This is a genomic window from Pseudooceanicola nanhaiensis DSM 18065, from assembly GCF_000688295.1.
Taxonomy (GTDB): domain Bacteria; phylum Pseudomonadota; class Alphaproteobacteria; order Rhodobacterales; family Rhodobacteraceae; genus Pseudooceanicola; species Pseudooceanicola nanhaiensis.
Map to the genome: position 1 here is coordinate 823,165 of NZ_JHZF01000013.1, position 24,062 is coordinate 847,226.

Sequence of the window (24,062 nt, forward strand, 5' to 3'; positions counted from 1 at the left end):
TGGCCCGGGCGTTCGCGCCCGGGCTTTTTCGTCGGGGTGCAGGGGGGCGGCCGCCAGGGCGGCTCACCCCATGCGCTTCGGCGCCCCGGTGGACATTTCCGTCCCCACGTAGGGCAGCTTCGCCTGCTTCCAGCCGCCGAAGCCGCCCTCCATGTGGGCGATCCGGTCGGCCCCGGCCTCGAGCGCCACCTTCGCCATCTTCTCCGAGCGCACGCCCGAACCGCAATGCAGCACGATCCGCTTCCCCTCCTGCCCCGGCAGGGCCCTGGCGTCGAAGAAGGCCATCGGGAAGAGCAGCGCCCCCTCGATATGCTCGAACATGTATTCCTGCGGCGTCCGCACGTCGATCAGCACGATCTCTCGGGCGTCAAGCGCGGCCTTCACCTCTTCCGGTGTCCAGGTGTCCAGCGTGGCGCCGTCGATCTTTTCGGTCTTCATCCTGTCTCTCCTTCAGAAGCGGTTGGCGGGGATCTTGAAATAGCTGTGCCCGTCGGCCTCGGGTTCCGGCAGGCGCCCGCCGCGCAGGTTCACCTGCAGGGCGTGCAGCATGCGTTCGGGCAGGGGCAGCGTCGCGTCCCGCTCCTGCCTGAGCGCGATGTATTCCTCCCGGCTCTTGCCGGCGAGATGCGGGTTGCCGGCCCGGTGCGCGGCGACCGTCGCCTCCCAGGCGGGGTCCTCACGGTCGTCCACGGGCGGATAATCATGGCCGATGAAGAGCCGCGTCTCGTCCGGCAGCGCCAGGATCGCCTGCAGCGAGTCCCACAGGTCGGCCGCCGTCCCGCCGGGGAAATCGGCGCGCGAGGTGCCGACGTCGACATGCATGAACGTGTCGTGCACGAAGGCCGCGTCGCCCATCACGTAGGTGATCGAGCCCAGCGTGTGGCCGGGCGAGAGCATCACCCGCACGTCCATCTCGCCGAGCCTGAAGGTCTCGCCATCCGCGAAGAGACGGGTGAAGTCGCGCTTCACGTCGAAGGCCTCGGGCAGGTTGTAGTAATCGCGCCAGAGCGCCGCGATATCGGCCACCTTCGCCCCGATCGCATTCGGCGCACCGGTCCGCCCGGCGAGCCATGCGGAGGCCATGAGGTGGTCGGCGTGGGGATGGGTGTCGAGCACCCAGGCAACCTCGAGCCCCTCGCGTTCGACGAAGGCGAGGATCTCGCCCGCGCTCTCGAAACCGGTGGCCGCGTTCTTCGGATCGAAATCCTGCACGACGTCGATCAGCGCGCAGGTCCGGGTCGCCTCGTCCACGGCCACGTACTGGACCGAGCCGGTCGCCTTGTCGTGGAAACCATGCACCGTCGGGGAGCCGGGGCCGGTCGATGGGCTTTTGCGGTGGAACATCTTCTGCCTCGTTCGTTGCTTATATTCACTTAGTAGAATGTTAATGCGATGCAAGGGCCGCGGTCCTTCCGGCATCTGCCACCCGCTTTACGCAGGGTGCACGTCACCTGGCGATTGCCGCCCGCCCCGCGCGCGTCTAGCCTGAGCGAAAAGCGACAGGAGGTCCGGGACATGTACGATTTCGCCGCCATGGGCGCGTGGCTGGAATTCGCGGTGCGCTGGACCCATGTCATCACCGCGATCGCCTGGATCGGCTCCTCCTTCTACTTCATCGCGCTGGACCTCGGGCTGCACCGGGACCGCAACCTCGCCTCGGGTGCGGATGGCGAGGAATGGCAGGTCCACGGCGGCGGGTTCTACCATATCCAGAAGTACCTGATCGCCCCCGACAAGATGCCGGACGACCTCGTCTGGTTCAAGTGGGAGGCCTATTCCACCTGGCTGACCGGCTTCGCCCTGCTGATCCTCGTCTACTACCTCGGGGCCGAATTCTACCTGATCGACCCCGCGGTCATGGACCTTGCGGTCTGGCAGGCGGTGGCGATCTCGGCCGGTTCGCTGGTCCTCGGCTGGCTTGCCTATGACTGGCTCTGCAAGTCGCGCTTCGGCAATGACAACACCCGCCTGATGCTGGCGCTCTACGTGATCCTCGTCGGCATCGCGTATTTCTACACCCATGTCTTCTCGGGCCGCGCGGCGCTGCTGCATCTCGGCGCCTTCACCGCGACGATCATGTCCGCGAACGTCTTCTTCACCATCATGCCGAACCAGCGGATCGTGGTGGCGGACCTCAAGGCCGGCCGGGTGCCCGATGCCAAATACGGCAAGATCGCCAAGCAGCGCTCGACCCACAACAACTACCTGACGCTGCCGGTGATCTTCATGATGCTGTCGAACCACTACCCGCTCGCCTTCGCGACCGAGTGGAACTGGGTCATCGCCAGCCTCGTCTTCCTGATGGGGGTGACGATCCGGCATTACTTCAACTCGGTCCATGCGCGGAAAGGCAACCCGACCTGGACCTGGGCGGTGACGGCGGTGCTGTTCATCCTGGTGATGTGGCTCTCGACCGCGCCGATGTTCCGCGCGGAGGAGCCGGAGGAGGCCACAGGCGCCGCCCTGCGCTTCGCCGAGGCCGAGGGGTTCGACGAGGTCCATGACATCGTGCTCGGCCGCTGCTCCATGTGCCACGCGGCCGAGCCTGCGTGGGAGGGGCTGCTCTGGGCGCCGAAGGGGGTGAGGCTGGAGACCGAGGGCCAGATTGCCCGCGCAGCGCGCGAGATCTACCTCCAGGCCGGGGTGAGCCACGGGATGCCGCCGGCGAACCTGTCGTTCATCGAGCCGGATGAGCGGGCGAAGATCGTGGCGTGGTACGAGGGGGCGTCGTAGGGCGGAGACGTCCCGCGCCCCGCACCCCTTTTCAGCCTTCCTCGCGGGGAACATAAAAAGAACATTGCGCCCCGCAGCACGTTCCTCCATCCTGAAACTCCGCGTTTCAGAATCAAACCACCCATGCTAGGTCTGGTAGGATGAACAGCCCGACCCGCAACATGAGCCCTGACCGCCCCCAGATCCGGCAGCTGGACGAGGCCGCCATCAACCGTATCGCCGCCGGCGAGGTGGTCGAGCGCCCGGCCTCCGCCGTCAAGGAGCTGGTGGAGAACGCGATCGACGCCGGCGCGCGCCGGATCACGGTCACGATCGCGGACGGCGGCAAGACCCTGATCCGCGTGGCCGACGACGGCTGCGGCATCGCGGCCCGGGACCTTCCGCTCGCGCTCGCCCGCCATGCGACGTCGAAGATCGACGGCTCCGACCTCCTCGACATCCACACCTTCGGCTTCCGGGGCGAGGCGCTGCCCTCGCTCGGCGCCGTCGGGCGGCTGAAGATCACCTCCCGCGTCGCCGGCGCGGAGGCCGCCGAGATCACCGTCACCGGCGGCCGCATGTCCGAGGTGAGACCGGCGGCCCTCGGCCCCGGCACCACGGTGGAGCTGCGCGACCTCTTCTTCGCCACGCCCGCCCGGCTCAAGTTCCTGCGCACCGACCGGGCCGAGACCCAGGCGGTGACCGACACGATCCGCCGCCTCGCGATGACCGAGCCCTTCATCACCTTCGTGCTGAAGATCCAGCGCGACGGCGACGAGCGCGAGACCTTCCGCGCCGATGCCGAGCAGGGCGAGCTGTTCGAGGCGCTCTCGGCCCGCCTCGCCTCGGTCCTCGGGCGCGAGTTCATCCAGAACGCGATCCCCGTGGAGGCCGAGCGCGAGAACCTCCACATGACCGGCTTCGCGGGCCTGCCGACCTATTCCCGGGGCGCCGCCGTGGCGCAGCACCTCTTCGTCAACGGCCGTCCGGTGAACGACCGGATGCTCACCGGCGCGCTGCGTGCCGCCTATACCGACCTTCTGAGCCGCAGCCGCTACCCGGCGGCGGCGCTCTTCCTCAATTGCGACCCGCACCTCGTGGACGTGAACGTCCACCCCGCGAAATCCGAGGTCCGCTTCCGCGATCCCGGCGCCGCGCGGGGGCTCATCGTCTCGGGCCTGCGGCACGCGCTGGCCGAGAACGGGCACCGCGCCTCGACCACCGTGGCGGGCGCGACGCTCGGGGCCTTCCGGCCCGAACCGGCGGGCCAGCCGCGCATCTACCAGATGGACCGGCCCTCGCGCGGGGCGATCCATTCCAGCTATGCCGCCCAGGCCCCGGGCGGGGTGACCCCCGCCCCGGCCTATGGCCAGACCGCCTTCGGGCAGGCGCCGGCCCACGCGGATGCGACGCTCCACGGCACCGAGCCCGGCAGCACCCACGCCGAGGCCCCTGCCTTCCGCGAGGCCCCTGCGCATTTCGACGGTTTCGACGCCGCCCCGAGCGGCCGCGTCGAACACCTGCCGCAGGATACCGGCCCCAAGCCCGAGTCGCACCCGCTGGGTGCCGCGCGGGCGCAGGTCCACGAGAACTATATCATCGCCCAGACCGAGCGCGGCATGGTGATCGTCGACCAGCACGCGGCCCACGAGAGGCTGGTCTACGAGAAGCTCAAGCGGCAGGCCGAGGCGACCGGAGTCGCGGCACAGGCGCTTCTTATCCCGGAAATCGTTGAACTATCCTCAACGGACAGGGGCCTTCTGCTGGAGCACGCCGAGGACCTCGCCCGCTTCGGCCTGACGCTCGAACCCTTCGGCGGCAACGCGGTGGCGGTGCGCGAGACGCCGGCGATCCTCGGCGAGGTCAACGCCGAGGCGATGCTGCGCGACATCCTCGACGAGCTCGACGATGCGGGCGACAGCGACCTCGTGAAGGCGCAGGTGGACGCGATCCTCAGCCGGATGGCCTGCCACGGCTCGATCCGCTCGGGCCGCCGGATGCGCGCGGAGGAGATGAACGCGCTCCTGCGCGAGATGGAGGCGACGCCCCATTCCGGCCAGTGCAACCACGGGCGGCCCACCTATGTGGAGCTGCATCTCAAGGATATCGAAAGGCTTTTCGGGCGGACATGATCGAGATCGGCGGCCAGACCTACAGTTTCAGCGATCCGCTGGTGATCGCGTCCCTCGCGGGCGCGGGGGTGGTCCTGCTGATCCTCGTCCTGCTCGTCATGGCGATCCGCGCCTCGCGCAGCGCGACCGATCCGCTGATCTACCAGCTCGACCGGATGGGCCGCACGATCGAGGGGCTGAGCCGCGGGCAGGAGCAGCTCGCGGGCGGGCTGACGACCGTGTCGAACGCGCAGGCCAACGGGCACACGCAGGTGCTGCAGGCGATGGAGACGCGGCTCGCGGCCGTCCAGAGCCACATGAACGACCGGCTGCACGAGAACGCGATGCGCTCGGCGCGGGCGCTCTCGGAGATGCAGGAGAAGATGAACGAGCAGCTGCAGGGCGGGTCCGAGAAGACGACCAAGTCGCTGACGGAGCTGCAGGAACGGCTGAAGGTCATCGACCGCGCGCAGGAGAACATCACCCGGCTCTCGGGCGACGTGCTGAGCCTGCAGGACATCCTGTCGAACAAGCAGACCCGCGGGGCCTTCGGGGAGATCCAGCTGAACGACATCGTCGGGAAGGCGCTGCCCTCGGATTCGTTCACCCTCCAGGCGACGCTGTCGAACGGGAAGCGGGCGGATTGCCTGATCCACCTGCCGAACCCCCCGGGGCCGATCGTGATCGACGCGAAGTTCCCGCTCGAGGCCTACGAGAAGCTGCGCGCCGGCGAGCCGGGCGCGCCGCAGGCGTTCCGGACCTCGGTCAAGGCGCATATCAAGGCGATCTCGGAGCGCTACATCATCGAGGGCGAGACGGCGGACGGGGCGCTGATGTTCCTGCCGTCGGAGGCGGTCTATGCCGAGCTGCACGCGAATTTCGGAGAGCTCGTGCGGGAAGGCTTCGCGGCCCGGGTCTGGATCGTGTCGCCGACGACCTGCATGGCGACGCTGAACACGATGCGGGCGATCCTGAAGGACGCGCGGATGCGGGAGCAGGCCGGGGCGATCCGCAACATGCTGAAACTGCTGCACCGGGACGTGGAGCTCATCGGCGAGCGGGTCGGGAAGTTGCAGACGCATTTCCGGCAGGCGCGGGAGGATGTCGACGGGATCGGCATCGCGTCCGAGCGGGCCGGGAAGCGGGCGGCGAAGCTCGACAATTTCGATTTCGAGGAACTGGCGCCGGAAGATGCGCAGGTGGTGCGGCTTCCGGGCGAGTAGGGTTGCCCCGGTAGAGCGATGACCAATGTCCGGCCTGTGCCTTGTGGCAAGCGTGGATGGTGCCCGCGGGCACGCGCCCTGCCGGGGGGGTAAGGGGCTCGGCCTGGCCTTCATGTTTCCGGGGGGTGCCTGACGGAACAGCCCGGCACGCCCGGCTATGCCTTGCCCCATCCCCCGCCGCCCGGTGTGAGCATCTCGAAGGCGTCGCCCGCGGAGAGGGCGCTCTCGGAATTGCCGGGCACGACCTCGCGGGTTCCGTCCCCGCGCAGCACCGCGTTCTCGCCGGTCGCGCCCGGTGCGCCGCCGTGCCCGCCGGGGGGCGGGACCTCGCGGTGCGAGGAGAGTGTCGTCACCGTCACGTCCTCGAGGAAGCGCACGACCCGGTGCACGCCGTTGCCGCCCTGCCATTCGCCGTCGCCGCCGGAGCCCTCGCGGAGCCCGAAGAGCTCCACCCGGACCGGGAAGCGCGTCTCGAGCACCTCGGGGTCCGTCATCAGCGTGTTGGTCATGTGCGAATGCACGCCGGAGGCGCCATGGAAGCCGGGCCCGGCGCCGGTGCCGCCGGCGATGGTCTCGTAGTTCTGGAAGCGGTCGTTGCCCCAGACGAAGTTGTTCATCGTGCCCTGGCTGCCGGCGATCACGCCGAGCGCGCCGAAGAGGCAGTCGGCGATCGCCTGGCTGACCTCGGTATTGCCCGAGATCACCGCGGCCGGGTGGACCGGGTTGATCATCGTCCCCTCGGGGAGGACCAGGTGCAGCGGTTTCAGGCAGCCCTCGTTCATCGGGATGTCGCGGCCGACCAGCGTGCGGAAGACGTAGAGCGTCACCGCCATCGTGATCGAACGCGGCGCGTTGTAGTTCATCGGGTGCTGGTCGCTCGTCCCGGTGAAGTCGAGCGTCGCCTCGCCCGCCTCGCGGTCGACGGTGATCTTCACCTTGATCTGCGAGCCGTCATCCAGCGGATAGGTGCATTCGCCGTCCTTCAGGGACCCGATCACCTGCCGCACGCTCGCCTCCGCATTGGCCTGCACGTGGCCCATGTAGGCGAGCACCGTGTCGCGGCCGAAGGTGTCGATCATCCGGTTGACCTCGGCGATGCCGGTCGCGTTCGCGGCCACCTGTGCCTCGAGGTCGGCGAGGTTGTCGTCGGGGTTGCGGCAGGGGTATCTGCCTGACCCCAGCAGGGCGCGCGTCTCCTGTTCCAGAAGCTTGCCGTCCCGGACGAGGAGGAAGTTGTCGATCACGACGCCTTCCTCGTCGATGTGCCGCGAGTCGGGCGGCGCCGACCCGGGGGTGCGGCCGCCGATGTCGGCGTGGTGGCCGCGGGAGCCGACCCAGAAGAGGATCTCCTCGCCCGCGCGGTCGAAGACCGGGGTGATGACGGTGACGTCGGGCAGGTGCGTGCCGCCGTTGAACGGGTTGTTCAGCATGTAGGCGTCGCCCGGGCGGATGCTCCCCGCGTTCAGCCGCGCCACGGTGCGGACCGAATCGGACATGGAGCCGAGGTGCACGGGCACGTGCGGCGCGTTGGCGACGAGGTTGCCCTCGCCGTCGAAGAGCGCGCAGGAGAAATCGAGCCGCTCCTTGATGTTCACCGAATAGGCGGTGTTCTTCAGCGTCGCGCCCATCTGTTCGGCGATCGACATGAAGAGGTTGTTGAAGACCTCGAGCAGGATCGGGTCGGCCTCGGTCCCGAGCGCGTGTTCACCCTGCCGCGCCTCGGTGCGGTCGAGGATCAGGTTCCCGGCGGCGTCGATCCGGGCGGACCAGCCGGGCTCGATCACGTTGGTGCCGGTGGATTCGGTGATGATCGCGGGGCCGGTGATCCGCGCGTCCGCCGCGAGGCTGTCGCGGTCGTAGAGGGGCACGTCCCGGGTTTCGCCGTTCATCACGATTTGAAGGGTGTCGAGCGGCGCGGGGTCCTTGGTGCCTTGCGGGGCAGGGGCCTGGGCGTCGTCGGTGGCGCCGATGGCCTCGACGGCCAACATCTCGATCAGCAGGTCGCGATCCGGGGAGGAGAAGCCGAAGCGCAGGTTGTGCAGGTCGTTGAAGCTGTCCTTCATCGCCTCGGCGGTGTCGAAGGGCACCTCCAGCGTCTGGTGCGAGCCCTTGTAGCGGAGGTGGGCGCGGGCTTCGGTGCGGATATCCGCCTCGTCGATGCCCTGCTTTGCGACCTCGGCGCGGGCGGTCTCGGCCATCTCCGCGACCTGGGATTTCGCCTTGTCCGTCTCCTCCAGCGGCTGGCCGAACTGCGCCTCGCGGGAAGCGCGGATGTCGGCCAGCCCCATGCCGAAGGCCGAGAGCACGCCGGCGTAGGGATGCACGAAGACGGAGGCCATCCCGAGCGCATCCGCCACGAGGCAGGCATGCTGCCCGCCCGCGCCGCCGAAGCAGTTCAGCGTGTAGCGGGTGACGTCGTAGCCGCGCTCGACCGAGATCTTCTTGATCGCCTGCGCCATGTTCTGGACGGCGATCTTCAGGAAGCCCTCGGCGGTCTCCTCTGGCGAGAGCTTCGGCTTGCCCGTCGCCTCGGCGATCTCGGCGGCCAGCGCCTCGAACTTCTCGCGCACCACCTCGGCGTCGAGCGGCTGGTCGCCCTCGGGCCCGAAGACGTTCGGGAAGTGCGTCGGCGACAGTTTCCCGAGCATCACGTTGCAATCGGTCACCGTCAGCGGCCCGCCGCGGCGGTAGCACGCCGGCCCCGGGTCCGCCCCGGCGCTTTCGGGGCCGACCTGATAGCGGCCTTCGCGGAAGTTGAGGATCGAGCCGCCCCCGGCCGCGACCGTGTGGATATGCATCATCGGCGCGCGCATCCGGGTGCCCGCGACCTCGGTCTCGAAGCTGCGCTCATAGGCGCCCGCGTAGTGACAGACGTCGGTCGAGGTGCCGCCCATGTCGAAGCCGATCAGCCGGTCGAAGCCCGCGGCCTCGGCGGTGCGGACCATGCCCACGACGCCGCCCGCGGGCCCCGAGAGGATCGCGTCGCGGCCCTGGAAGAGGCTCGCGTCGGTGAGCCCGCCCGAGGATTGCATGAAGAAGAGGCGCTCGCAGGCCCCGTCCTCGCCCAGATCGAGGGCGGTCGCGACCTGGTCGACGTAGCGGCGCAGGACCGGGGAGAGGTAGGCGTCGACCACGGCGGTGTCGCCGCGCGAGACAAGCTTGATGAGGGCGGAGGCCTCGTGGGACGGCGTGACCTGGGTGAAGCCGACCTCGCGGGCGATCTCGGCCGCGCGCTTCTCGTGCGCAGGGTTCAGGTAGCCGTGCATCGAGGCGATGGCGACGGAGCGGAGGCCGTCTTCGTAGGCGTCCTGCAGGGTGGCGCGTGTGGTCTCCTCGTCGAGCGGGGTCAGGACCGAGCCGTCGGCAGCAAGACGTTCGGGAAGGGGGGCGACGCGGGCGTAGATCGCCTCCGGCAGGCGAATCTCGAGGTCGAAGAGACGGGGCCGGGCCTGCGTGCCGATTCGCAGCAGGTCGGTGAAGCCGTCGGTGATGAGAAGGAGGGTCGGCGTCCCCTTCCGCTCGAGCAGCGCGTTGGTGGCGACGGTGGTCCCCATCTTCACCGCGTCGATGCCGTGCCTGGGAAAGTCCCTCACACCCATCAGGCGGCGGATCCCCTCTATGGCCGCATCCGCGTAAATCTCTGGATTCTCTGACAAAAGCTTCGTCGTGTGCAGGGTCCCGTCCGGCGCCCGCCCGACGAGGTCGGTGAAGGTGCCGCCACGGTCCACCCAGAACTGCCACTTTTCCGTGCGCTCGGTCATTCTACCTGCCCTTCCGTCAAAAACCTGTTGCATGAGTTCCAGAACGTTGGCAATTTGTCAACATAACGCAAACGATGTGACCACACACACTTCAGGGAGACCACCATGCTACGCTTTGCCCTTCCCCTCGCCGCGACGCTCGTCGCCGCACCGGCCCTGGCCGAGACCTGGGACATGCCGACGCCCTATGGCGACACGACCTTCCACACCCAGAACATCCGCGACTTCGCCGATGACGTGAAAGAGGCGACCGGCGGCGCGCTCGAGATCACCGTCCATTCCGCCGGCTCGCTCTTCCCGCACGCCGAGATCAAGAATGCCGTCCGCTCGCGCCAGGTGCCGATCGGGGAATTCTTCCTGTCGACGCTCGCCAACGAGGACCTCGCCTTCGGGATGGACAGCCAGCCGTTCCTCGCGACCTCCTACGAGGACGCGGCGAAGCTCTGGGAGGCGCAGAAGCCCGCCATCGAGAAACTGCTGGGCGAGCAGGGGCTGAAGCCGCTCTACACCGTGCCGTGGCCGGCGCAGGGGCTCTACACGAAGAAGGAGATCAAGACGGTCGAGGACCTGAACGGTCTCCGCTTCCGGGCCTATAACGCGGCGCTCGAGGAATTCGCGACGCTCGCGGGCGCGGCCCCGGTGCAGGTCGAGGCGCCGGACATCCCGCAGGCCTTCTCAACCGGGCAGGTCGAGGCGATGATCACCTCGCCCTCGACCGGCGCGAACTCCAAGGCCTGGGACTTCCTGAGCCATTACACCCCGATCAACGCCTGGGTGCCGAAGAACATCGTGGTGGTGAACAGCCGCGTGTTCGACGGGCTGGACGAAAGCGTGCAGCAGGCCGTGCTGGATGCCGCCGCGAAGGCCGAAGCGCGCGGGCTGGAGATGTCGAAGGCCGAGACCGAGGCGAAGGTCGCCGAGCTCGAGGAGAACGGCATCACCGTCTACGAGCCGAGCGAGGAACTGGTCGCCGGGCTGAAGGAGATCGGCGACAAGATGCTCGAGAACTGGAAATCCACCGCGAGCGACGACGCCAAGGGCGCGCTCGACGCCTTCCAGCAGTGAGACGGACGGGGCGGGGGAAACCTCGCCCCATTGCCGTCGGGTGCATGCTCTGCATGCACCCGTTGCGGCCGGTCGGGGGCACGGTGCATCCCGGGCATGCACCCTAGGGAGAATTTCCATGCGACGGTTTCTGGACGCCATCTATCGCGTCTCCGGCGGGATCGCCGCGGCGCTGATCCTCGGGATCTGCCTGCTGATCTCGGCGCAGATCCTGCTGAACCTCGGAGCGCGGATCCTCGGGCCGGGCTGGGGCGGGACGATCCCCTCCTATGCCGATTTCGCGGGCTTCATGCTGGCGGGGGCCTCGTTCCTCGCGCTGGCCTACACGCTTCGGATGGGCGGGCACATCCGGGTCTCGCTGCTGACGCAGAAGCTGACCGGGCGCGCGGCGCTGACCGCCGAAGTGCTCTGCCTGCTGATCGCGCTCGGCGTCACCGGCACCGCGGGCTGGTTCCTCGTGAGCCTGGTGCAGGAGAGCGTCCATTACGGCGACACCTCCTCGGGAATCGTGCCGATCCCGCTCTGGATCCCGCAGACCGGGGTGGCCATCGGCATGGGCCTCCTGATCCTCGCCCTGCTCGACACGCTGGTCGAGACCATCCGGACCGGCGGTCCGGTCCTGCCCGACAGCGCGGAGGAATAAATGTCCGACCCAATCGTCGCCCTCGTCCTCCTCGCCGTGCTGATCGGGCTTCTGGCCCTCGGCGTCTGGGTGGCCATCGCGCTGATCGTGGTGGCGCTGGTCGCCATCGTCTTCTTCTCGAACGCGCCCGCGGGGCTGGTCATGGCGACCACGCTCTGGGGGCATTCGCATTCCTGGGCGCTGGCCGCCCTGCCGCTCTTCATCCTGATGGGGGAGATCCTGCTGCGCTCCCGCCTGAGCCAGGACATGTTCTCGGGCATCGCGCCCTGGATCGGGCGCTTCCCGGGGCGGCTGCTGCACGTGAACATCCTCGGCTGCGCGATCTTCGCCGCCGTGTCCGGCTCCTCCGCCGCCACCGCGGCCACGATCGGGCGGATGTCGGTGCCCGAGCTGAAGGAGCGCGGCTATCCGGAGAGCATGATCCTCGGCACCCTCGCGGGCTCTGCCACCCTCGGCCTGCTGATCCCGCCCTCCATCATCCTGATCGTCTACGGCGTCGCGACAGAGCAGAGCATCGCCCGGCTCTTCGTCGCGGGCATCCTGCCGGGCGCGATGCTGGTCCTGCTCTTCGGGCTCTACGTGGCGGGCTACGCCTGGACCCGGCCCGAGCGCATCCCCGAAGAGCCCGCGCATTCCTGGGGCGAGAAGTTCTATGCCGCCCGGCGCCTCATCCCGGTGGGTCTGCTGATCGCGGGCGTGATCGGTTCGATCTACACCGGCATCGCGAGCCCGACCGACGCCGCGGCCCTCGGCGTGGTGCTGGCGACGATCCTCGCCTTCGCCTCCGGCTCCTTCGGCTGGAAGGACTTCATGGAGGCGCTGATGGCCGCCACGAAGACCTCCTGCATGATCGCCTTCATCCTCGTGGCCGCGGCCTTCCTGTCGATCTCGATGGGCTTCACCGGCCTGCCGCGGAACCTCGCGGCCTGGATCGGGTCGCTGGAGCTTTCCCAGGGCGCGCTCCTCGCCGCGCTCACGCTCTTCTTCGTGGTGCTGGGCTGCTTCCTCGACGGGATCTCGGTCGTGGTGCTGACCACCTCGATCATCATGCCGATGGTGCAGGCCGCCGGGATCGATCCGCTCTGGTTCGGCATCTACCTCGTTATCGTGGTGGAGATGTCCCAGATCACCCCGCCCGTGGGCTTCAACCTCTTCGTGATCCAGGGGCTGACGGGGATCGACATCCTGCGGGTGGCCAAGGCAGCGCTGCCGTTCTTCTTCCTTCTGGTGCTGGGCGTGGTGCTCATCACTTTGTTCCCCGGCATCGTCACCTGGCTGCCCTCCCTCATGGGGCGCTGAGGCCACGCGCGTTCACGAACGCGACGTCGAGGGAACCGCCCCGGCCCCCCGCCGGTTTGAATGGCAGCATCAGAATGAAGTACGTCCAAGGGGGTCATCCATGAAACGCAGAAACGTCCTGACAGGCGGTCTCGGTCTTGCCGCGACCGGCCTTCTCTCCGGCGTGGCCTCGGCCCATTCCGACAACACCTCGCCGCCGCCCGCACCCGAAGCGCAGCCGGTCATGGTGCCCGAGCCGCGGCTGGTGCAGCTGCCCTACCAGATCACGCCCTACGAGGTGCATGTCTTCCCCGACCAGTTCCGCCTCTACTGGACGCTGCCCGACCGGACCGCGTGGGAATATCCGATCCGGGTCGGCCGCGCCGGGCTCTACGAATCCGGCGAGTTCTACGTCGGCGCCAAGAAGGAATGGCCGTCCTGGACGCCGACGCCCGAGATGGTGGAGCGCGAGCCCGAGAAATACGAGCAATACGCCGAGGAAGGCATGCCGGGCGGCCCGGGCAACCCGCTTGGCGCCCGCGCGCTCTACCTGTTCCAGGAGGGGCGGGGTGACACGTTCCTGCGCATCCACGGCACCGACGATCCGGCCACGATCGGGCGTGCGGTGTCGAACGGCTGCGCGGGTCTGACGAACGATCAGATCGTGATGCTCTACGACCAGGTGCCGATGGACACGCTGGTCAAGCTCTATCCCAAGCTCGACCCCTCGACCTGAGCCCCGGCGCCGGCCGGGCGTGCCCCGCGCGAATGAAGCGCCGATCGCCGCGCCGAGGCATCCCCGGCCCGCCGCCCCTACGGGGGCGGTCGCCTACAGCGACGCGGCGGCGCGGCTGGCCTGGTCGTATTGCCCGGACAGCGCGCGCAGTCGTGTGGCCATGGCGCGCAGCTCCTCGCCCGTCAGGTCCATGTGGCCGATCCCCTCGAGCAGGCATTGTGCGCGCACCTTGCGATAGCTCTCGCAGAGCGCGGCGCCCGTTTCGGAGGCGGAATAGAAGACCTCCTTGCCGCGTTTCTCGCCTTCCAGCAGCCCCGCCTTCAGCAGCTTGCGAAGCGCGTAGTTCACCGTATGCGTGTCCTCGATGTTGAGCAGGAAGCAGATGTCCGTCAGCCGCTTGTCCCGCCCGCGCGAGTTCACGTTGTGCAGGACGAGGATCTCGAGCGCGCTCAGCTCTCCGCCTCCCGCCGCGGTCATGCACTTGACCATCCAGCGCGAAAACGCGTTGTAGGCGATGATGAGTCCGTATTCGAATTCCGAAGCTTCCCAGCCCGCGCCCTCGGCGAGGTGACGGGACGAGACGATGCGACGGGTCTCCGGTTCTGCCATGACGGTCCTCCTGTTGGACCTCAGCGTAACACCGGCAAAACGCGCGCGAAAGCGCGGGGAAACGGAAGTTTCGCGGGGATGGGGAGATTCCCGGCCCGACCCTGTTGACTTGCTTCCGAGTCGGGCCTAAAGACGCGACTTCAGATTCCACCGAACCGCAGACACGGGACGTAGATTACATGGCCAATTCGCCGCAATCCAAGAAACGCGCCCGCCAGGCCGATCGCCGGCTGGCAGTGAACAAAGCGCGCCGGTCGCGGATTCGCACCTTCCTCAAGAAGGTCGAAGAGGCGATCGCGTCGGGCGACAAATCCGCAGCAGAGACCGCTCTGCGCACCGCACAGCCCGAGCTGATGCGTGGCGTGACGAAGGGCGTCTACCACAAGAACACCGCTTCGCGGAAAATGTCGCGTCTCTCCTCGCGGGTGAACGCGATCGCCTGATCGCCTTCGCTGCAAGGACGGAAATGCAATGGAAAAGGCACCGGTTCGCGGTGCCTTTTTGCGTTCCCGGGACGGCTTGCAACGGGAGGGAGATTCTTTTCGGAGAAATCTGAGTCAAGCGCGTTGTGTGCTTGCCGCTGTCCTGACCGGGTTGCTAGCTTCACAGGTGCGAGTCACTCGCCTTGGGGGGACATGGTGAACCGGTTCCGGTTCCGTATTCGACAGGCTGGGGAAACCCGGTCAGGCCAGCTGCGGCCGCCACACGAATACATGTCTGCAGGGATGCCTTCGGGCACACGTTGAAAAGAATCGGGCAGCGAGCTGCATCGCTGTCAACGATGACGTGTTGCCACGAGTCGGGCCCTGTCGACGCCGGATCCAGAACAGAACCGCGGGAATCCGCGGCGCCATGTTCTGTGCGTATGACCCCGAGACGAAGTGTTGGGTGCCCTCTGGCCAGGGTTCGCGCATGGCCGTTGTTGTATTGGACTGGATTGGGGCGAGACCAAACACATGACGACAGAGCAATGGGGCGAGTTGAAGAAACAACTGCTCGAGACAGTGGGTGAAAGCAATTACCGCAACTGGATCGAGCCACTTCAATTCGTGGACAGTACCGGAGGCGTGGCGCGGATCGCGGCTCCGACGAATTTCGCAGGGACCTATGTCTCGCGCAATTACGGCGACCTGATCCTGCATCGGATCTCGTCCTTCGATTCCGGGGTCAGGCGCATCGAGTTCTCGACGGCGCCCGCGAACACCCAGGCGATACCGGCCGCGCGCCGCACCGAGGCTGCTGCCGCCGCCGGTGCCGCCGCGGCACCGGCGCCCGCGGCCGCACCTGCCAGGCGGCCCGTGAGCGCCCGCGATTCCATGCTGCCGCCCGCGCCGCTGGATTCGCGCTTCACCTTCGACACCTTCGTCGTCGGCAAGCCGAACGAGCTGGCCCATGCCGCCGCCCGCCGGGTGGCCGAGGGCGGGCCGGTGACCTTCAACCCGCTGTTCCTCTATGGTGGCGTGGGCCTCGGCAAGACGCACCTGATGCATGCCATCGCCTGGGAGCTGAAGACCTCGCATCCCGAGCTGAACGTGGTCTACCTGAGCGCCGAGCAGTTCATGTATCGCTTCGTGCAGGCGCTCAGGGACAAGAAGATCATGGACTTCAAGTCGCTCTTCCGGTCGGTCGACGTGCTGATGGTGGATGACGTGCAGTTCATCGCGGGCAAGGATTCCACGCAGGAGGAGTTCTTCCACACCTTCAACGCCCTGATCGACCAGAACCGGCAGATCATCATCTCGGGCGATTGCCCCCCCGGCGAGATGAAGGACATGGAAGAGCGCATCAAGTCGCGCCTGCAATGCGGTCTGGTCGTCGACCTGCACCCCACGGATTACGAGCTGCGGCTCGGGATCCTTCAGTCCAAGACCGACAGCTTCCGCGCGCAGCAGCCGGACCTCGTCATCAAGGACGGCGTGCTCGAATTCCTCGCGCACCGGATCTCGACCAACGTGCGGGTGCTGGAAGGGGCCTTGACGCGGCTCTTCGCCTTCGCCTCGCTGGTCGGGCGCGAGATCACGCTGGAGCTGGCGCAGGATTGCCTGTCGGACATCCTCCGGGCCTCCGAGCGCAAGATCACGGTCGAGGAGATCCAGCGCAGGGTCAGCGACCATTACAACATCCGCCTCTCGGACATGCTGGGGCCGAAACGGGTCCGCAGCTTCGCGCGGCCGCGGCAGGTGGCGATGTACCTCGCCAAGCAGATGACCTCGCGGTCGCTGCCGGAGATCGGCCGGAGGTTCGGCGGCCGGGACCATACGACGGTCCTGCACGGGGTGAAGCGGATCGAGGAACTGCGCCAGCAGGACGGACAGATCGCGGAGGATCTTGAGATGCTGCGGCGCGCGCTGGAGGCGTAGGAGCCTCGCGCAGGAGCGGTTCCGGGGCGGCCTTGGGGTCGCCCTTTTCGTTTGCGGTCGGGAGATCGGGTTGGCACCCGGCCTCCGGGGCGTGGTGATGGCCTCGCCTGACGGCATCCGACTTCGCCCCCGGGCGGGCGCGATCTGGCGGCGGCCTCTCCCCGTTCCGAACGCAGGTGCCTTGGCGGGGGCGCCGCGACGGCTCGATGCCGCCCTCGGGGCCGGGCGCGATCCGGTGGCGCAGGGTGGATGCGGTCTGGCTCAAGGCCCGCCCATGGCAAGAGGCGCGCTTGCGGGCAGGGCCTGCGCGGCCGCGGCCGCCTAAAGCGCGCGCAGGTGCCGCGACGGCACCCAGCCCTCCGCCCCCTCGGCGTTCCGGCAGAGCGTCCAGCCGTGGGTTTCGGTCACCGCCTCCATCTCCTCTCCGACCGCGCAGCCCAGTTCCAGCGCCGAATACTCCCGCACCGCGCGCCCCTCCGGAGAGACCAGCGTATCGGGTACCCAGCCCTCCCGCCCGTCCTCCGCGACGGCCCAGAGCCAGCGGTGGCCGTCCCAGATATCCTCGCGGCCCGAGAGCCTCGGCGCCTCGCCCGCGCGCAGCCGGATCGGGTCCGCATAGCTCGCCTGCCAGCCTTTCGTCGCGATCACCCGCATGGCGCTACCTCCTCCGGGTATCCTCCCCGAACCCGGCCGCGATTGCCACAGCCCAAGCTTGTGTCCCACGGGCCACTTGATCGGCGCCAACTGCCGTCCTAAACGCAAGAAACCACTTGAGCCGCGGATCGAAAGCGATAGCGTGGCCGTCCCGGAACCGCACGGGTCCGGCAACCGACAGGAGCGAGGGATGAAACTCAGCATCGAACGCGGCACGCTGCTCAAGGCCGTGGCTCAGGCGCAATCCGTGGTCGAGCGCCGCAACACCATCCCGATCCTCGCCAACGTCCTGATCGAGGCCGAGGGCGGCAACGTCCAGTTCCGCGCCACCGACCTCGACATCGAGGTGGTCGACAAGGCCGCCGCCATGGTCGAACGCGCGGGCGCCACGACGGTGAGCGCGGTGACGCTGCACGAGATCGTCCGCAAGCTGCCGGACGGCGCGCTGGTGACGCTCTCGGATGATGGCGCCTCGGGCCGGCTGGTGGTCGAGGCGGGGCGGTCGAACTTCTCGCTCGCGACCCTGCCGAAGGAAGACTTCCCGCAGATGGCCTCGTCGGAATACACGGCGAATTTCTCGGCCAAGGCGCCGGTGCTGCGGCGGCTCTTCGACAAGTCGAAATTCGCGATCTCGACCGAGGAGACGCGGTATTACCTGAACGGCGTCTACATGCATGTCGCGGAAGGCGAAGGCGGCCGCGTCCTGCGCTGCGTCGCGACCGACGGCCACCGGCTGGCCCGGATCGACGCGGATCTGCCCGCCGGTGCCGAGGACATGCCCGGCGTGATCGTGCCCCGCAAGACCGTGGGCGAGATGCGCAAGCTGCTCGAGGACGACGACACCGAGATCGCGGTCTCGGTCTCGGAGACCAAGGTGCGGTTCGCCACGCCCGACATCACGCTGACCTCGAAGGTGATCGACGGGACCTTCCCGGATTACTCGCGCGTGATCCCGCAGAACAACCCGAAGCGGCTGGAAGTCGACGCGGCCGAGTTCGCCAAGGCGGTCGACCGGGTCGCCACGGTGTCCTCCGAACGCTCGCGCGCGGTCAAGCTGGCGCTCGACGAGGACCGGCTGATCCTGTCGGTGAATGCACCCGACAGCGGGGCGGCCGAGGAAGAGCTCGCCGTGGCCTATGGCGACGAGCGGCTGGAGATCGGGTTCAACGCGAAATACCTGCTCGAGATCGCGAGCCAGGTGGATCGCGAGAACGCGGTCTTCCTGTTCAACTCCTCCGGGGACCCGACCCTGATGCGCGAGGGGAACGACACCTCGGCGGTCTACGTGGTCATGCCGATGCGCGTGTGACCTCGGTCGGAGGAGGCCGCTGCGCGGCGTGCCTCCGGCGGGAGTGTGAGCGCCGTCCCTGAAACGCTCCGTCGGAGCGTCTCAGGCGTGAACGGGCGGAGCCCGATAGCTGAACGAGACAGGGGGCCGGGTTGGCGGAGTTGTATCTCACCGAACTGGCCCTTTCGCATTTCCGCTCGCACCGTCGGGCGGCGGTGGCGCTCGACGGGCGGCCGGTGGCGATCTGGGGGCCGAACGGGGCGGGCAAGACCAACCTGATCGAGGCGGTGTCGCTGTTCTCTCCGGGGCGCGGGCTGCGGCGCGCGGCGGCGGAGGAGATGGCGCGGCGGCCGGAGAGCCTCGGGTGGAGGCTGTCGGGGGTCTTGCGGTCGCTGTACCAGCTCCACGAGGTCGAGATCCGGGCAGAGGGCGGCGCATCCCGGCAGGTGAAGATCGACGGGAAGGCGGCGGCGCAGGTGGCTCTGGGCCGGATCGCCCGCGTGCTCTGGCTGGTGCCCTCGATGGACCGGCTCTGGATCGAGGGGGCCGAGGGACGGCGGCGGTTCCTCGACCGGATGACGCTGTCGTTCTTTCCCGGCCACGCGGATGTCTCGCTGGCCTATGACAAGGCGATGCGGGAGCGGAACCGGCTGTTGAAGGACATGGTCCGCGACGGCCACTGGTACGTCGCGCTCGAACGGCAGATGGCCGAGGCAGGCGCGGAGATCACGTGGAACCGGACCCGGGCGCTTGCGATGATCGCCGAGGCGACGCGCGCGGCGGAGACGGCCTTTCCGGCGCCGGACCTCGCCATGGTCCATCCGGAGGGCGACCTGCCCGAGGGGGCGGAGGACCTGCGGGTGGCGCTCTCCGAAGGACGGACGCGGGACCTCGCGGCGGGGCGGACGCTGATCGGGGCGCATCGGGTCGACATGGAGGCGCATTGGGCGGCCAAGGGGATCGCGGCGCGGGACGCCTCGACCGGGGAGCAGAAGGCGCTCCTGATCTCTCTGATCCTTGCGAACGCCCGCGGGCTGGCGCGGGATTTCGGGGCGCCGCCGATCCTGCTGCTGGACGAGGTGGCCGCCCACCTTGACGCCGGGCGGCGGGCCGCGCTCTATGACGAGATCTGTGCGCTCGGCGCGCAGGCCTGGATGACAGGGACGGGGCCGGAGCTGTTCTCGGACCTCGGCCCCCGGGCGCAATACCTGGAAGTGACGGAAAGCGGCGGCGAGAGCGCTGTCGCGGAAAGAGAGGCGCCATGACCCCGCAACGCGTGACCCTCATCACCCTCGGGGTGAGCGACCTGGAACGGTCCCGGAAATTCTACGCCGCGCTCGGGTGGGAGCCGGTGCCGGGCCCGCCGCAGGTGATCTTCTACCGGATGGACGGCATGGCGCTCGGGCTCTTCGGAGTGAACGCGCTGGCCGACGACCAGGGGCGGCCGGGCGCGCAGCTCGGGACCGGTGCGATGACGCTGGCGCAGAACTTCGCCACGGAAGCCGAGGTCGATGCCGCCTTCGAGGCGGCCCTGGAGGCCGGGGCGGAGGCGCTGAAGCGCCCGCAGAAGGTCTTCTGGGGCGGCTATTCGGGGTATTACGCGGATCCGGACGGGCATGTCTGGGAACTGGCGATGAACCCCTTCTGGGAGCTCGACGACGCGGGCCGCCTGACGATCCCCGACCCCGAATGACCATCACGCCCTCGGAGATCGCCCTCTACGCGGGCGCGCTCGTCATCCTGTTCTTCACGCCCGGCCCCGTCTGGCTGGCGCTCACCGCCCGCGCACTCTCGGGCGGGTTCAACGCGGCCTGGCCGCTGGCGCTCGGCGTCGTGGTGGGCGATGCGCTCTGGCCGCTGCTGGCGATCCTCGGCGTGTCGTGGATCGTCTCGGTCTTCGACGGGTTCATGACGGTGCTGCGCCTCGTGGGGGCGGGCATGTTCCTGGTCATGGGAGTCCTGCTGATCCGCAACGCGGACCGGTCGATCGCCGCGGATTCGCGACTGACCCGGCCCGGGATGTGGGCGGGCTTCGCGGCGGGGGTGGCGGTGATCCTCGGGAACCCGAAGGCGATCCTGTTCTACATGGGCGTGCTGCCCGGCTTCTTCGACATCGCCCGGGCGACCGCGCAGGACATGGCGGTGATCATGCTGATCTCGATGATCGTGCCGCTCGTCGGCAACCTCTGCTTCGCGCTCTTCATCGACCGGATGCGGCGGCTGATGACCTCGGGCACGGCGCTGCGCCGGACCAACCGGATCGCCGGAGCGCTGATGATCGGCGTGGGGCTGATGATCCCCTTCCTGTGAGGCCGCCGGGCCATGGCGCGGCGCGCGTGCCGGCCTGTCCGCATTTGTCATTGGAGCGCGTGGCGCGGGCTTGCTAGGCAGGGGCATGAAGTTCGTGGCCTTCATGCTGATCCTGCTGCTTCCCGCCGCCGCCCTGGCCGAGCGACGGGTCGCGCTGGTGATCGGGAACGACCGCTACGAGTCGCTCCGCCCGCTCGCCAATGCAGGTGCCGACGCGGATGCGGTGGCCGATGCGCTGGACGCGCTCGGCTTCGAGGTCTTCCGCGAGCGCGACCGCGACCTGCGCCGGATGCGGCGCGCGCTGGAGGACCTCGAATACGACGGCGCGGGCGCGGATGTCGCGCTGGTCTATTTCGCCGGGCACGGGTTCGAGGTGGCGGGCGACAACCGGCTGCTGGCGATCGACGGCGACAGCAGTTCGGCCGCGGCGCTGATGGGCACGAGCCTGTCGCTGACCGCGATCCGCGAGACCGTGGCCCGGATTGCCCAGATCGGCATCGTGCTGGTGGACGCCTGCCGCGAGGATCCCTTCGCCGCCTCCGGCGAGGGACGCGGCGGGGCGAGCCTGAAGGGGGGCGCCCTGTCGGCCGGCTTCGCCCCGGTGGACCGGGAGGCGGGCACGCTCGTCGGCTTCGCGACCGCGCCGGGCGACACCGCATCGGACGGGACGGACGGTCATTCGCCCTTCGCCGCGGCGCTGGTGCGCCACCTCGGGACGCCGGGGCTCGAGGTGCGCTCGGTCCTGACGCTGGTGCAGCAGGAGGTCTATGACCGCACGGCGGGTGACCAGCTGCCCTATGTCGAAAGCGCCCTGCCGCGGCTGTTCTTCGCGGCCGAGGCGAAGGAGGAGCTGCCCGAGCGCGAGCGGCTGCTGCTGGCGATGGCCGGGTTGAAGCCCGGCCTGCGGGCCGAGGTCGAGGCGGTGGCGGCAGAGGCGGGCGTGCCGCTGGCGCCGCTCTACGGGGCGGTGATAGGGGCCGATCTCGGCGCTCTCGAAGCGGAGGTGAGGGCGGAGAAGCTGGCGGAGGCGGCGCGGGCCTTCACCGCCACCCGCGACAGATTGCGCCGTCTTTCGGCGGCGGACGGAGCGGTGGCGGACCAGCGGGACCTGGCGGCGGACCGTCTCCGGCTCGGTGATTTCGGCGGCGCCATGGCGGCGCTCGACCAGGCGGCGGACCTGGACCGCGACTCCGCCTCGGCGCTCGAGGCGAACCTCGTCGCGCGCCGGGTCTCGGTGGCCGAGACCCTGCAGCTCAAGGCGGGCGTCGCACGGTCCGCGTTGGACTACGATACCGCGCGCGAGGCGTTGAAAGAGGCAGCGGCCGTCCTCGACGGCCTGGCCGGGCTCGAGGCGGGGGTCGCGGCGCTCGCCGTCCGCGGCTCCGTCCTCTCCGATCTGGGCGATCTCGAGCGCGATCTCGGCAACACGAAGGCGGCTCTCGCGGCCTATGTGGACATGTTCGGCGCGGCGATCGACCGGCTCGCGGGGGCGCCGGACGATCCCGACGCGGCGCGGGGCGTGTTCCTGGCGCGGATGCGGATCGGCGGGATACAGCGCGGGCTCGGCCTGTTGGAAGACGCGCTGGACTCGTTCGACGCGGGGTTGACGGCCCTTGGGAATGCCCCGTCGGACGACAAGGTCGGACGCGCACTCGATCTGTGGACGGCGCAGACCAACATCGCCTGGGTGGCGCATGAAATGGGGCTGATGGACAGCGCCCTGCAGAACCACCGGGATGCCGCAGGAAAGATGCGGGAGGCGCTCGAACGCGCGCCCGGCCGGACCGATCTGAGAGAGAACCTCGGTCTCAGCCACGAGGGCGCGGGCGATGCGCTCATGGTGATGGGGGAGATTGACGACGCGCTCGAGGCCTACGAGGCGGCGCGCGACGTCTTTCTCGATCTTCGCGAAGTAGCGGACGACGGGCTTGCGCAGATCGAAAACGTCGGCAGGTCCGCGATGAAGGGGGGTGACGTCTACATGGCGAAGGACGATCTGCCGCTCGCCGTCGAGCTCTACACGCTGGCGGTCAAGGCGCTGAAGATCGTCCGGGGCAGTGACGCTCATCGGGCCAGCCTGAAAACCACGCTGGCCGAGTCGCAGACCGGGTTGGGCGAGGCCAGGTTGAAACAGGGCGATGTGGAGGCTGCCAAGGCGCATTTCGACGAAGCGCTCGGGGTGATCGAGCCTCTCGTCCGGCGGGCGCAGGACGATATCCGCCATCGCCGCATCCGGGCCGATGTCTTGCTGGGGCACGCGGAGGCCGCGCTTGCGGAAGGCGCGTCCGAGAGCGCGCTCGACATGCTTGCGCGGGCCGAGGCCGATTTCGAGATGATACGGGCGCGGCAGGGGCTGGGGGTGGCGGACCTTCTCGACGGCATTCGCCTCAACACCCGGTTGGGCGAGGCGCACGAGCGTCTCGGTCAGCCCGGGCTGGCGGTCGCCGCCCTCGGTTTGGCTGCAGACCATGCCTCGCTGCTGCACACCCTGCATCCCACGAACCTGCATTGGCGTGAACGGACGCTCCTTGCCGTCGAGCGCGCAGGGCTCGCGGCGGCACGCACCGCGCACCCGGCGGTGGCGTTCGAGCAATTCGATAGGCTCGTCGGCTTGCTTGAGGAGGTCGAAGCTGAAGAGCCGGCGGCGGTCGAGCGACGGCGTGACCTCGCGCTGGCCCTCATGCGCCGCGGCGAAGCGGGCGCGGCCCTTGGCGAAACCGACGGCGTTGCGGAGGATTTCGCCGCCTCGCTCGAGATCCTGCGCCGTCTCATGGCCGAGACGGGGCGGGTCGACGCGGTCTACTGGGCGGCCTACGCCGAGAGCGGCCTGGCGTTTTTCGAAGCCGGGCGCGGCAACCTCGAAGCGGCTCTGGATCACCACCGGCGCGGTCTCGGCCTGCGCGAGATGCTGATCGGCCAGCGGCCGGAGGATGCGCATTGGCGCTGGCTGCTCTCGGCGAGCCACGAATTCACGGGCAATGCCCTGTTGGAGCTCGGTCGGACCGACGAGGCCGCGGCAGCGTTCCGCGCCTCGGTGGTTCTGCGCGAGGCGCTTGCCGGCGAGTATCCGGACGATCACGAGGTCCGCCGCGGACTCTTCGCGAGCCGCTTCCAGCTCGCCGAAGCGGGGGTCGATCCGATGGTCAATTACGCCCGTGCGCTGTCCGAGCTGCTGACCATGCGCGCAGCCGGCCTCCTCGCCGAGGCCGACCTGCCGCTGATCGAGATGACCGAGGCGCGGATGGCGGCTCTGAAGGACGGGCCGGAGCCCGCGGAAAACCCCTAAATCTTGTGTCCGCGACGTGACAATCC

The 24,062-nt window shown here is 68.7% G+C and carries 19 protein-coding genes; 14 read left to right on the forward strand and 5 right to left on the reverse strand.

Annotated elements, in window-relative coordinates; translation table 11 throughout:
* Positions 1–63 precede the first annotated feature (63 nt).
* Positions 64–438 (reverse strand): rhodanese-like domain-containing protein, encoded by a 375-nt coding sequence (locus Q344_RS0114050; protein ID WP_028287299.1) that lies wholly within the window; start codon positions 436–438, stop codon positions 64–66.
* A 12-nt stretch (positions 439–450) separates the two neighbouring features.
* The gene (locus Q344_RS0114055) at positions 451–1,344 is read right to left on the reverse strand and encodes an MBL fold metallo-hydrolase (protein ID WP_028287300.1); all 894 of its coding nucleotides are present in this window, start codon (positions 1,342–1,344) and stop codon (positions 451–453) included.
* Positions 1,345–1,515: 171 nt separating this feature from the next.
* On the opposite strand from Q344_RS0114055, the gene Q344_RS0114060 reads away from it, so the two are divergent.
* The 3 genes from Q344_RS0114060 to Q344_RS0114070 all read left to right on the forward strand — a co-directional run bounded on the left by Q344_RS0114060 (position 1,516) and on the right by Q344_RS0114070 (position 6,046).
* Positions 1,516–2,733: a urate hydroxylase PuuD gene (locus Q344_RS0114060; protein WP_028287301.1), complete on the forward strand. Its 1,218-nt coding sequence runs from the start codon at positions 1,516–1,518 to the stop codon at positions 2,731–2,733.
* Positions 2,734–2,873: 140 nt separating this feature from the next.
* Positions 2,874–4,844, forward strand: coding sequence for a DNA mismatch repair endonuclease MutL (gene mutL, locus Q344_RS0114065; RefSeq protein ID WP_028287302.1), 1,971 nt, complete (start codon positions 2,874–2,876; stop codon positions 4,842–4,844).
* Positions 4,841–6,046 (forward strand): DNA recombination protein RmuC, encoded by a 1,206-nt coding sequence (locus Q344_RS0114070; RefSeq protein WP_028287303.1) that lies wholly within the window; start codon positions 4,841–4,843, stop codon positions 6,044–6,046. The genes mutL and Q344_RS0114070 overlap by 4 nt, the downstream gene beginning before the upstream one ends.
* Positions 6,047–6,201: 155 nt before the next feature.
* Here Q344_RS0114070 and Q344_RS0114075 read toward each other — a convergent pair whose 3' ends face one another.
* On the reverse strand, positions 6,202–9,807 hold the full coding sequence (locus Q344_RS0114075) for a hydantoinase B/oxoprolinase family protein (RefSeq protein ID WP_028287304.1): 3,606 nt from the start codon (positions 9,805–9,807) through the stop codon (positions 6,202–6,204).
* A 105-nt stretch (positions 9,808–9,912) separates the two neighbouring features.
* Between Q344_RS0114075 and Q344_RS0114080 the strand changes: the two genes are divergently transcribed.
* From Q344_RS0114080 to Q344_RS0114095, 4 genes are all read left to right on the forward strand, one after another.
* Positions 9,913–10,872, forward strand: a complete 960-nt coding sequence (locus Q344_RS0114080) for a TRAP transporter substrate-binding protein (RefSeq protein WP_028287305.1) — start codon at positions 9,913–9,915, stop codon at positions 10,870–10,872.
* Between the two features lie 118 nt (positions 10,873–10,990).
* Complete coding sequence (locus Q344_RS0114085) at positions 10,991–11,515, forward strand: TRAP transporter small permease (RefSeq protein WP_028287306.1); 525 nt, start codon at positions 10,991–10,993, stop codon at positions 11,513–11,515.
* The gene (locus Q344_RS0114090; RefSeq protein ID WP_028287307.1) at positions 11,516–12,814 is read left to right on the forward strand and encodes a TRAP transporter large permease; all 1,299 of its coding nucleotides are present in this window, start codon (positions 11,516–11,518) and stop codon (positions 12,812–12,814) included.
* Between the two features lie 100 nt (positions 12,815–12,914).
* Positions 12,915–13,529, forward strand: coding sequence for a L,D-transpeptidase (locus tag Q344_RS0114095; RefSeq protein ID WP_028287308.1), 615 nt, complete (start codon positions 12,915–12,917; stop codon positions 13,527–13,529).
* Positions 13,530–13,622: 93 nt separating this feature from the next.
* Here Q344_RS0114095 and Q344_RS0114100 read toward each other — a convergent pair whose 3' ends face one another.
* Complete coding sequence (locus Q344_RS0114100) at positions 13,623–14,138, reverse strand: winged helix DNA-binding protein (protein WP_028287309.1); 516 nt, start codon at positions 14,136–14,138, stop codon at positions 13,623–13,625.
* A 179-nt stretch (positions 14,139–14,317) separates the two neighbouring features.
* Here Q344_RS0114100 and rpsT point away from each other — a divergent pair, with 179 nt between their 5' ends.
* Complete coding sequence (gene rpsT / locus Q344_RS0114105; RefSeq protein WP_028287310.1) at positions 14,318–14,581, forward strand: 30S ribosomal protein S20; 264 nt, start codon at positions 14,318–14,320, stop codon at positions 14,579–14,581.
* A gap of 513 nt (positions 14,582–15,094) precedes the next feature.
* Complete coding sequence (gene dnaA / locus Q344_RS0114110; protein ID WP_028287311.1) at positions 15,095–16,498, forward strand: chromosomal replication initiator protein DnaA; 1,404 nt, start codon at positions 15,095–15,097, stop codon at positions 16,496–16,498.
* Between the two features lie 321 nt (positions 16,499–16,819).
* On the opposite strand, the gene Q344_RS26375 is transcribed toward dnaA, so the two are convergent.
* On the reverse strand, positions 16,820–17,152 hold the full coding sequence (locus Q344_RS26375; RefSeq protein ID WP_028287312.1) for an SH3 domain-containing protein: 333 nt from the start codon (positions 17,150–17,152) through the stop codon (positions 16,820–16,822).
* Between the two features lie 190 nt (positions 17,153–17,342).
* Between Q344_RS26375 and dnaN the strand changes: the two genes are divergently transcribed.
* The 5 genes from dnaN (at position 17,343) to Q344_RS23985 (ending at position 24,036) form a co-directional block, all read left to right on the forward strand.
* A complete protein-coding gene (gene dnaN, locus Q344_RS0114120; protein WP_028287313.1) occupies positions 17,343–18,461 on the forward strand; it encodes a DNA polymerase III subunit beta in 1,119 nt (372 codons plus the stop codon).
* A 131-nt stretch (positions 18,462–18,592) separates the two neighbouring features.
* Positions 18,593–19,705 (forward strand): DNA replication/repair protein RecF, encoded by a 1,113-nt coding sequence (gene recF / locus Q344_RS0114125; protein WP_028287314.1) that lies wholly within the window; start codon positions 18,593–18,595, stop codon positions 19,703–19,705.
* Positions 19,702–20,133: a VOC family protein gene (locus Q344_RS0114130; protein ID WP_028287315.1), complete on the forward strand. Its 432-nt coding sequence runs from the start codon at positions 19,702–19,704 to the stop codon at positions 20,131–20,133. Before recF ends, Q344_RS0114130 begins: the two co-directional genes overlap by 4 nt.
* The gene (locus tag Q344_RS0114135; protein WP_028287316.1) at positions 20,130–20,750 is read left to right on the forward strand and encodes a LysE family translocator; all 621 of its coding nucleotides are present in this window, start codon (positions 20,130–20,132) and stop codon (positions 20,748–20,750) included. The genes Q344_RS0114130 and Q344_RS0114135 overlap by 4 nt, the downstream gene beginning before the upstream one ends.
* Positions 20,751–20,835: 85 nt before the next feature.
* Positions 20,836–24,036 carry a caspase family protein gene (locus Q344_RS23985; RefSeq protein WP_051630629.1) on the forward strand — a complete coding sequence of 1,067 codons (3,201 nt, stop codon included), beginning with the start codon at positions 20,836–20,838 and terminating at the stop codon, positions 24,034–24,036.
* The last annotated feature ends 26 nt before the right edge of the window (positions 24,037–24,062 follow it).

Bases quoted from the DNA above. Each gene is read 5' to 3' on its own strand.
- Q344_RS0114050 (WP_028287299.1), bottom strand. From the start codon at position 438: ATGAAGACCGAAAAGATCGACGGCGCCACGCTGGACACCTGGACACCG.
- mutL (WP_028287302.1), top strand. From the start codon at position 2,874: ATGAACAGCCCGACCCGCAACATGAGCCCTGACCGCCCCCAGATCCGG.
- Q344_RS0114060 (WP_028287301.1), top strand. From the start codon at position 1,516: ATGTACGATTTCGCCGCCATGGGCGCGTGGCTGGAATTCGCGGTGCGC.
- Q344_RS26375 (WP_028287312.1), bottom strand. From the start codon at position 17,152: ATGCGGGTGATCGCGACGAAAGGCTGGCAGGCGAGCTATGCGGACCCG.
- Q344_RS0114135 (WP_028287316.1), top strand. From the start codon at position 20,130: ATGACCATCACGCCCTCGGAGATCGCCCTCTACGCGGGCGCGCTCGTC.
- Q344_RS0114085 (WP_028287306.1), top strand. From the start codon at position 10,991: ATGCGACGGTTTCTGGACGCCATCTATCGCGTCTCCGGCGGGATCGCC.
- rpsT (WP_028287310.1), top strand. From the start codon at position 14,318: ATGGCCAATTCGCCGCAATCCAAGAAACGCGCCCGCCAGGCCGATCGC.
- Q344_RS0114070 (WP_028287303.1), top strand. From the start codon at position 4,841: ATGATCGAGATCGGCGGCCAGACCTACAGTTTCAGCGATCCGCTGGTG.
- Q344_RS0114130 (WP_028287315.1), top strand. From the start codon at position 19,702: ATGACCCCGCAACGCGTGACCCTCATCACCCTCGGGGTGAGCGACCTG.
- dnaN (WP_028287313.1), top strand. From the start codon at position 17,343: ATGAAACTCAGCATCGAACGCGGCACGCTGCTCAAGGCCGTGGCTCAG.
- dnaA (WP_028287311.1), top strand. From the start codon at position 15,095: ATGACGACAGAGCAATGGGGCGAGTTGAAGAAACAACTGCTCGAGACA.
- Q344_RS0114080 (WP_028287305.1), top strand. From the start codon at position 9,913: ATGCTACGCTTTGCCCTTCCCCTCGCCGCGACGCTCGTCGCCGCACCG.
- Q344_RS0114090 (WP_028287307.1), top strand. From the start codon at position 11,516: ATGTCCGACCCAATCGTCGCCCTCGTCCTCCTCGCCGTGCTGATCGGG.
- Q344_RS0114095 (WP_028287308.1), top strand. From the start codon at position 12,915: ATGAAACGCAGAAACGTCCTGACAGGCGGTCTCGGTCTTGCCGCGACC.
- Q344_RS0114100 (WP_028287309.1), bottom strand. From the start codon at position 14,138: ATGGCAGAACCGGAGACCCGTCGCATCGTCTCGTCCCGTCACCTCGCC.
- Q344_RS23985 (WP_051630629.1), top strand. From the start codon at position 20,836: ATGAAGTTCGTGGCCTTCATGCTGATCCTGCTGCTTCCCGCCGCCGCC.
- Q344_RS0114075 (WP_028287304.1), bottom strand. From the start codon at position 9,807: ATGACCGAGCGCACGGAAAAGTGGCAGTTCTGGGTGGACCGTGGCGGC.
- Q344_RS0114055 (WP_028287300.1), bottom strand. From the start codon at position 1,344: ATGTTCCACCGCAAAAGCCCATCGACCGGCCCCGGCTCCCCGACGGTG.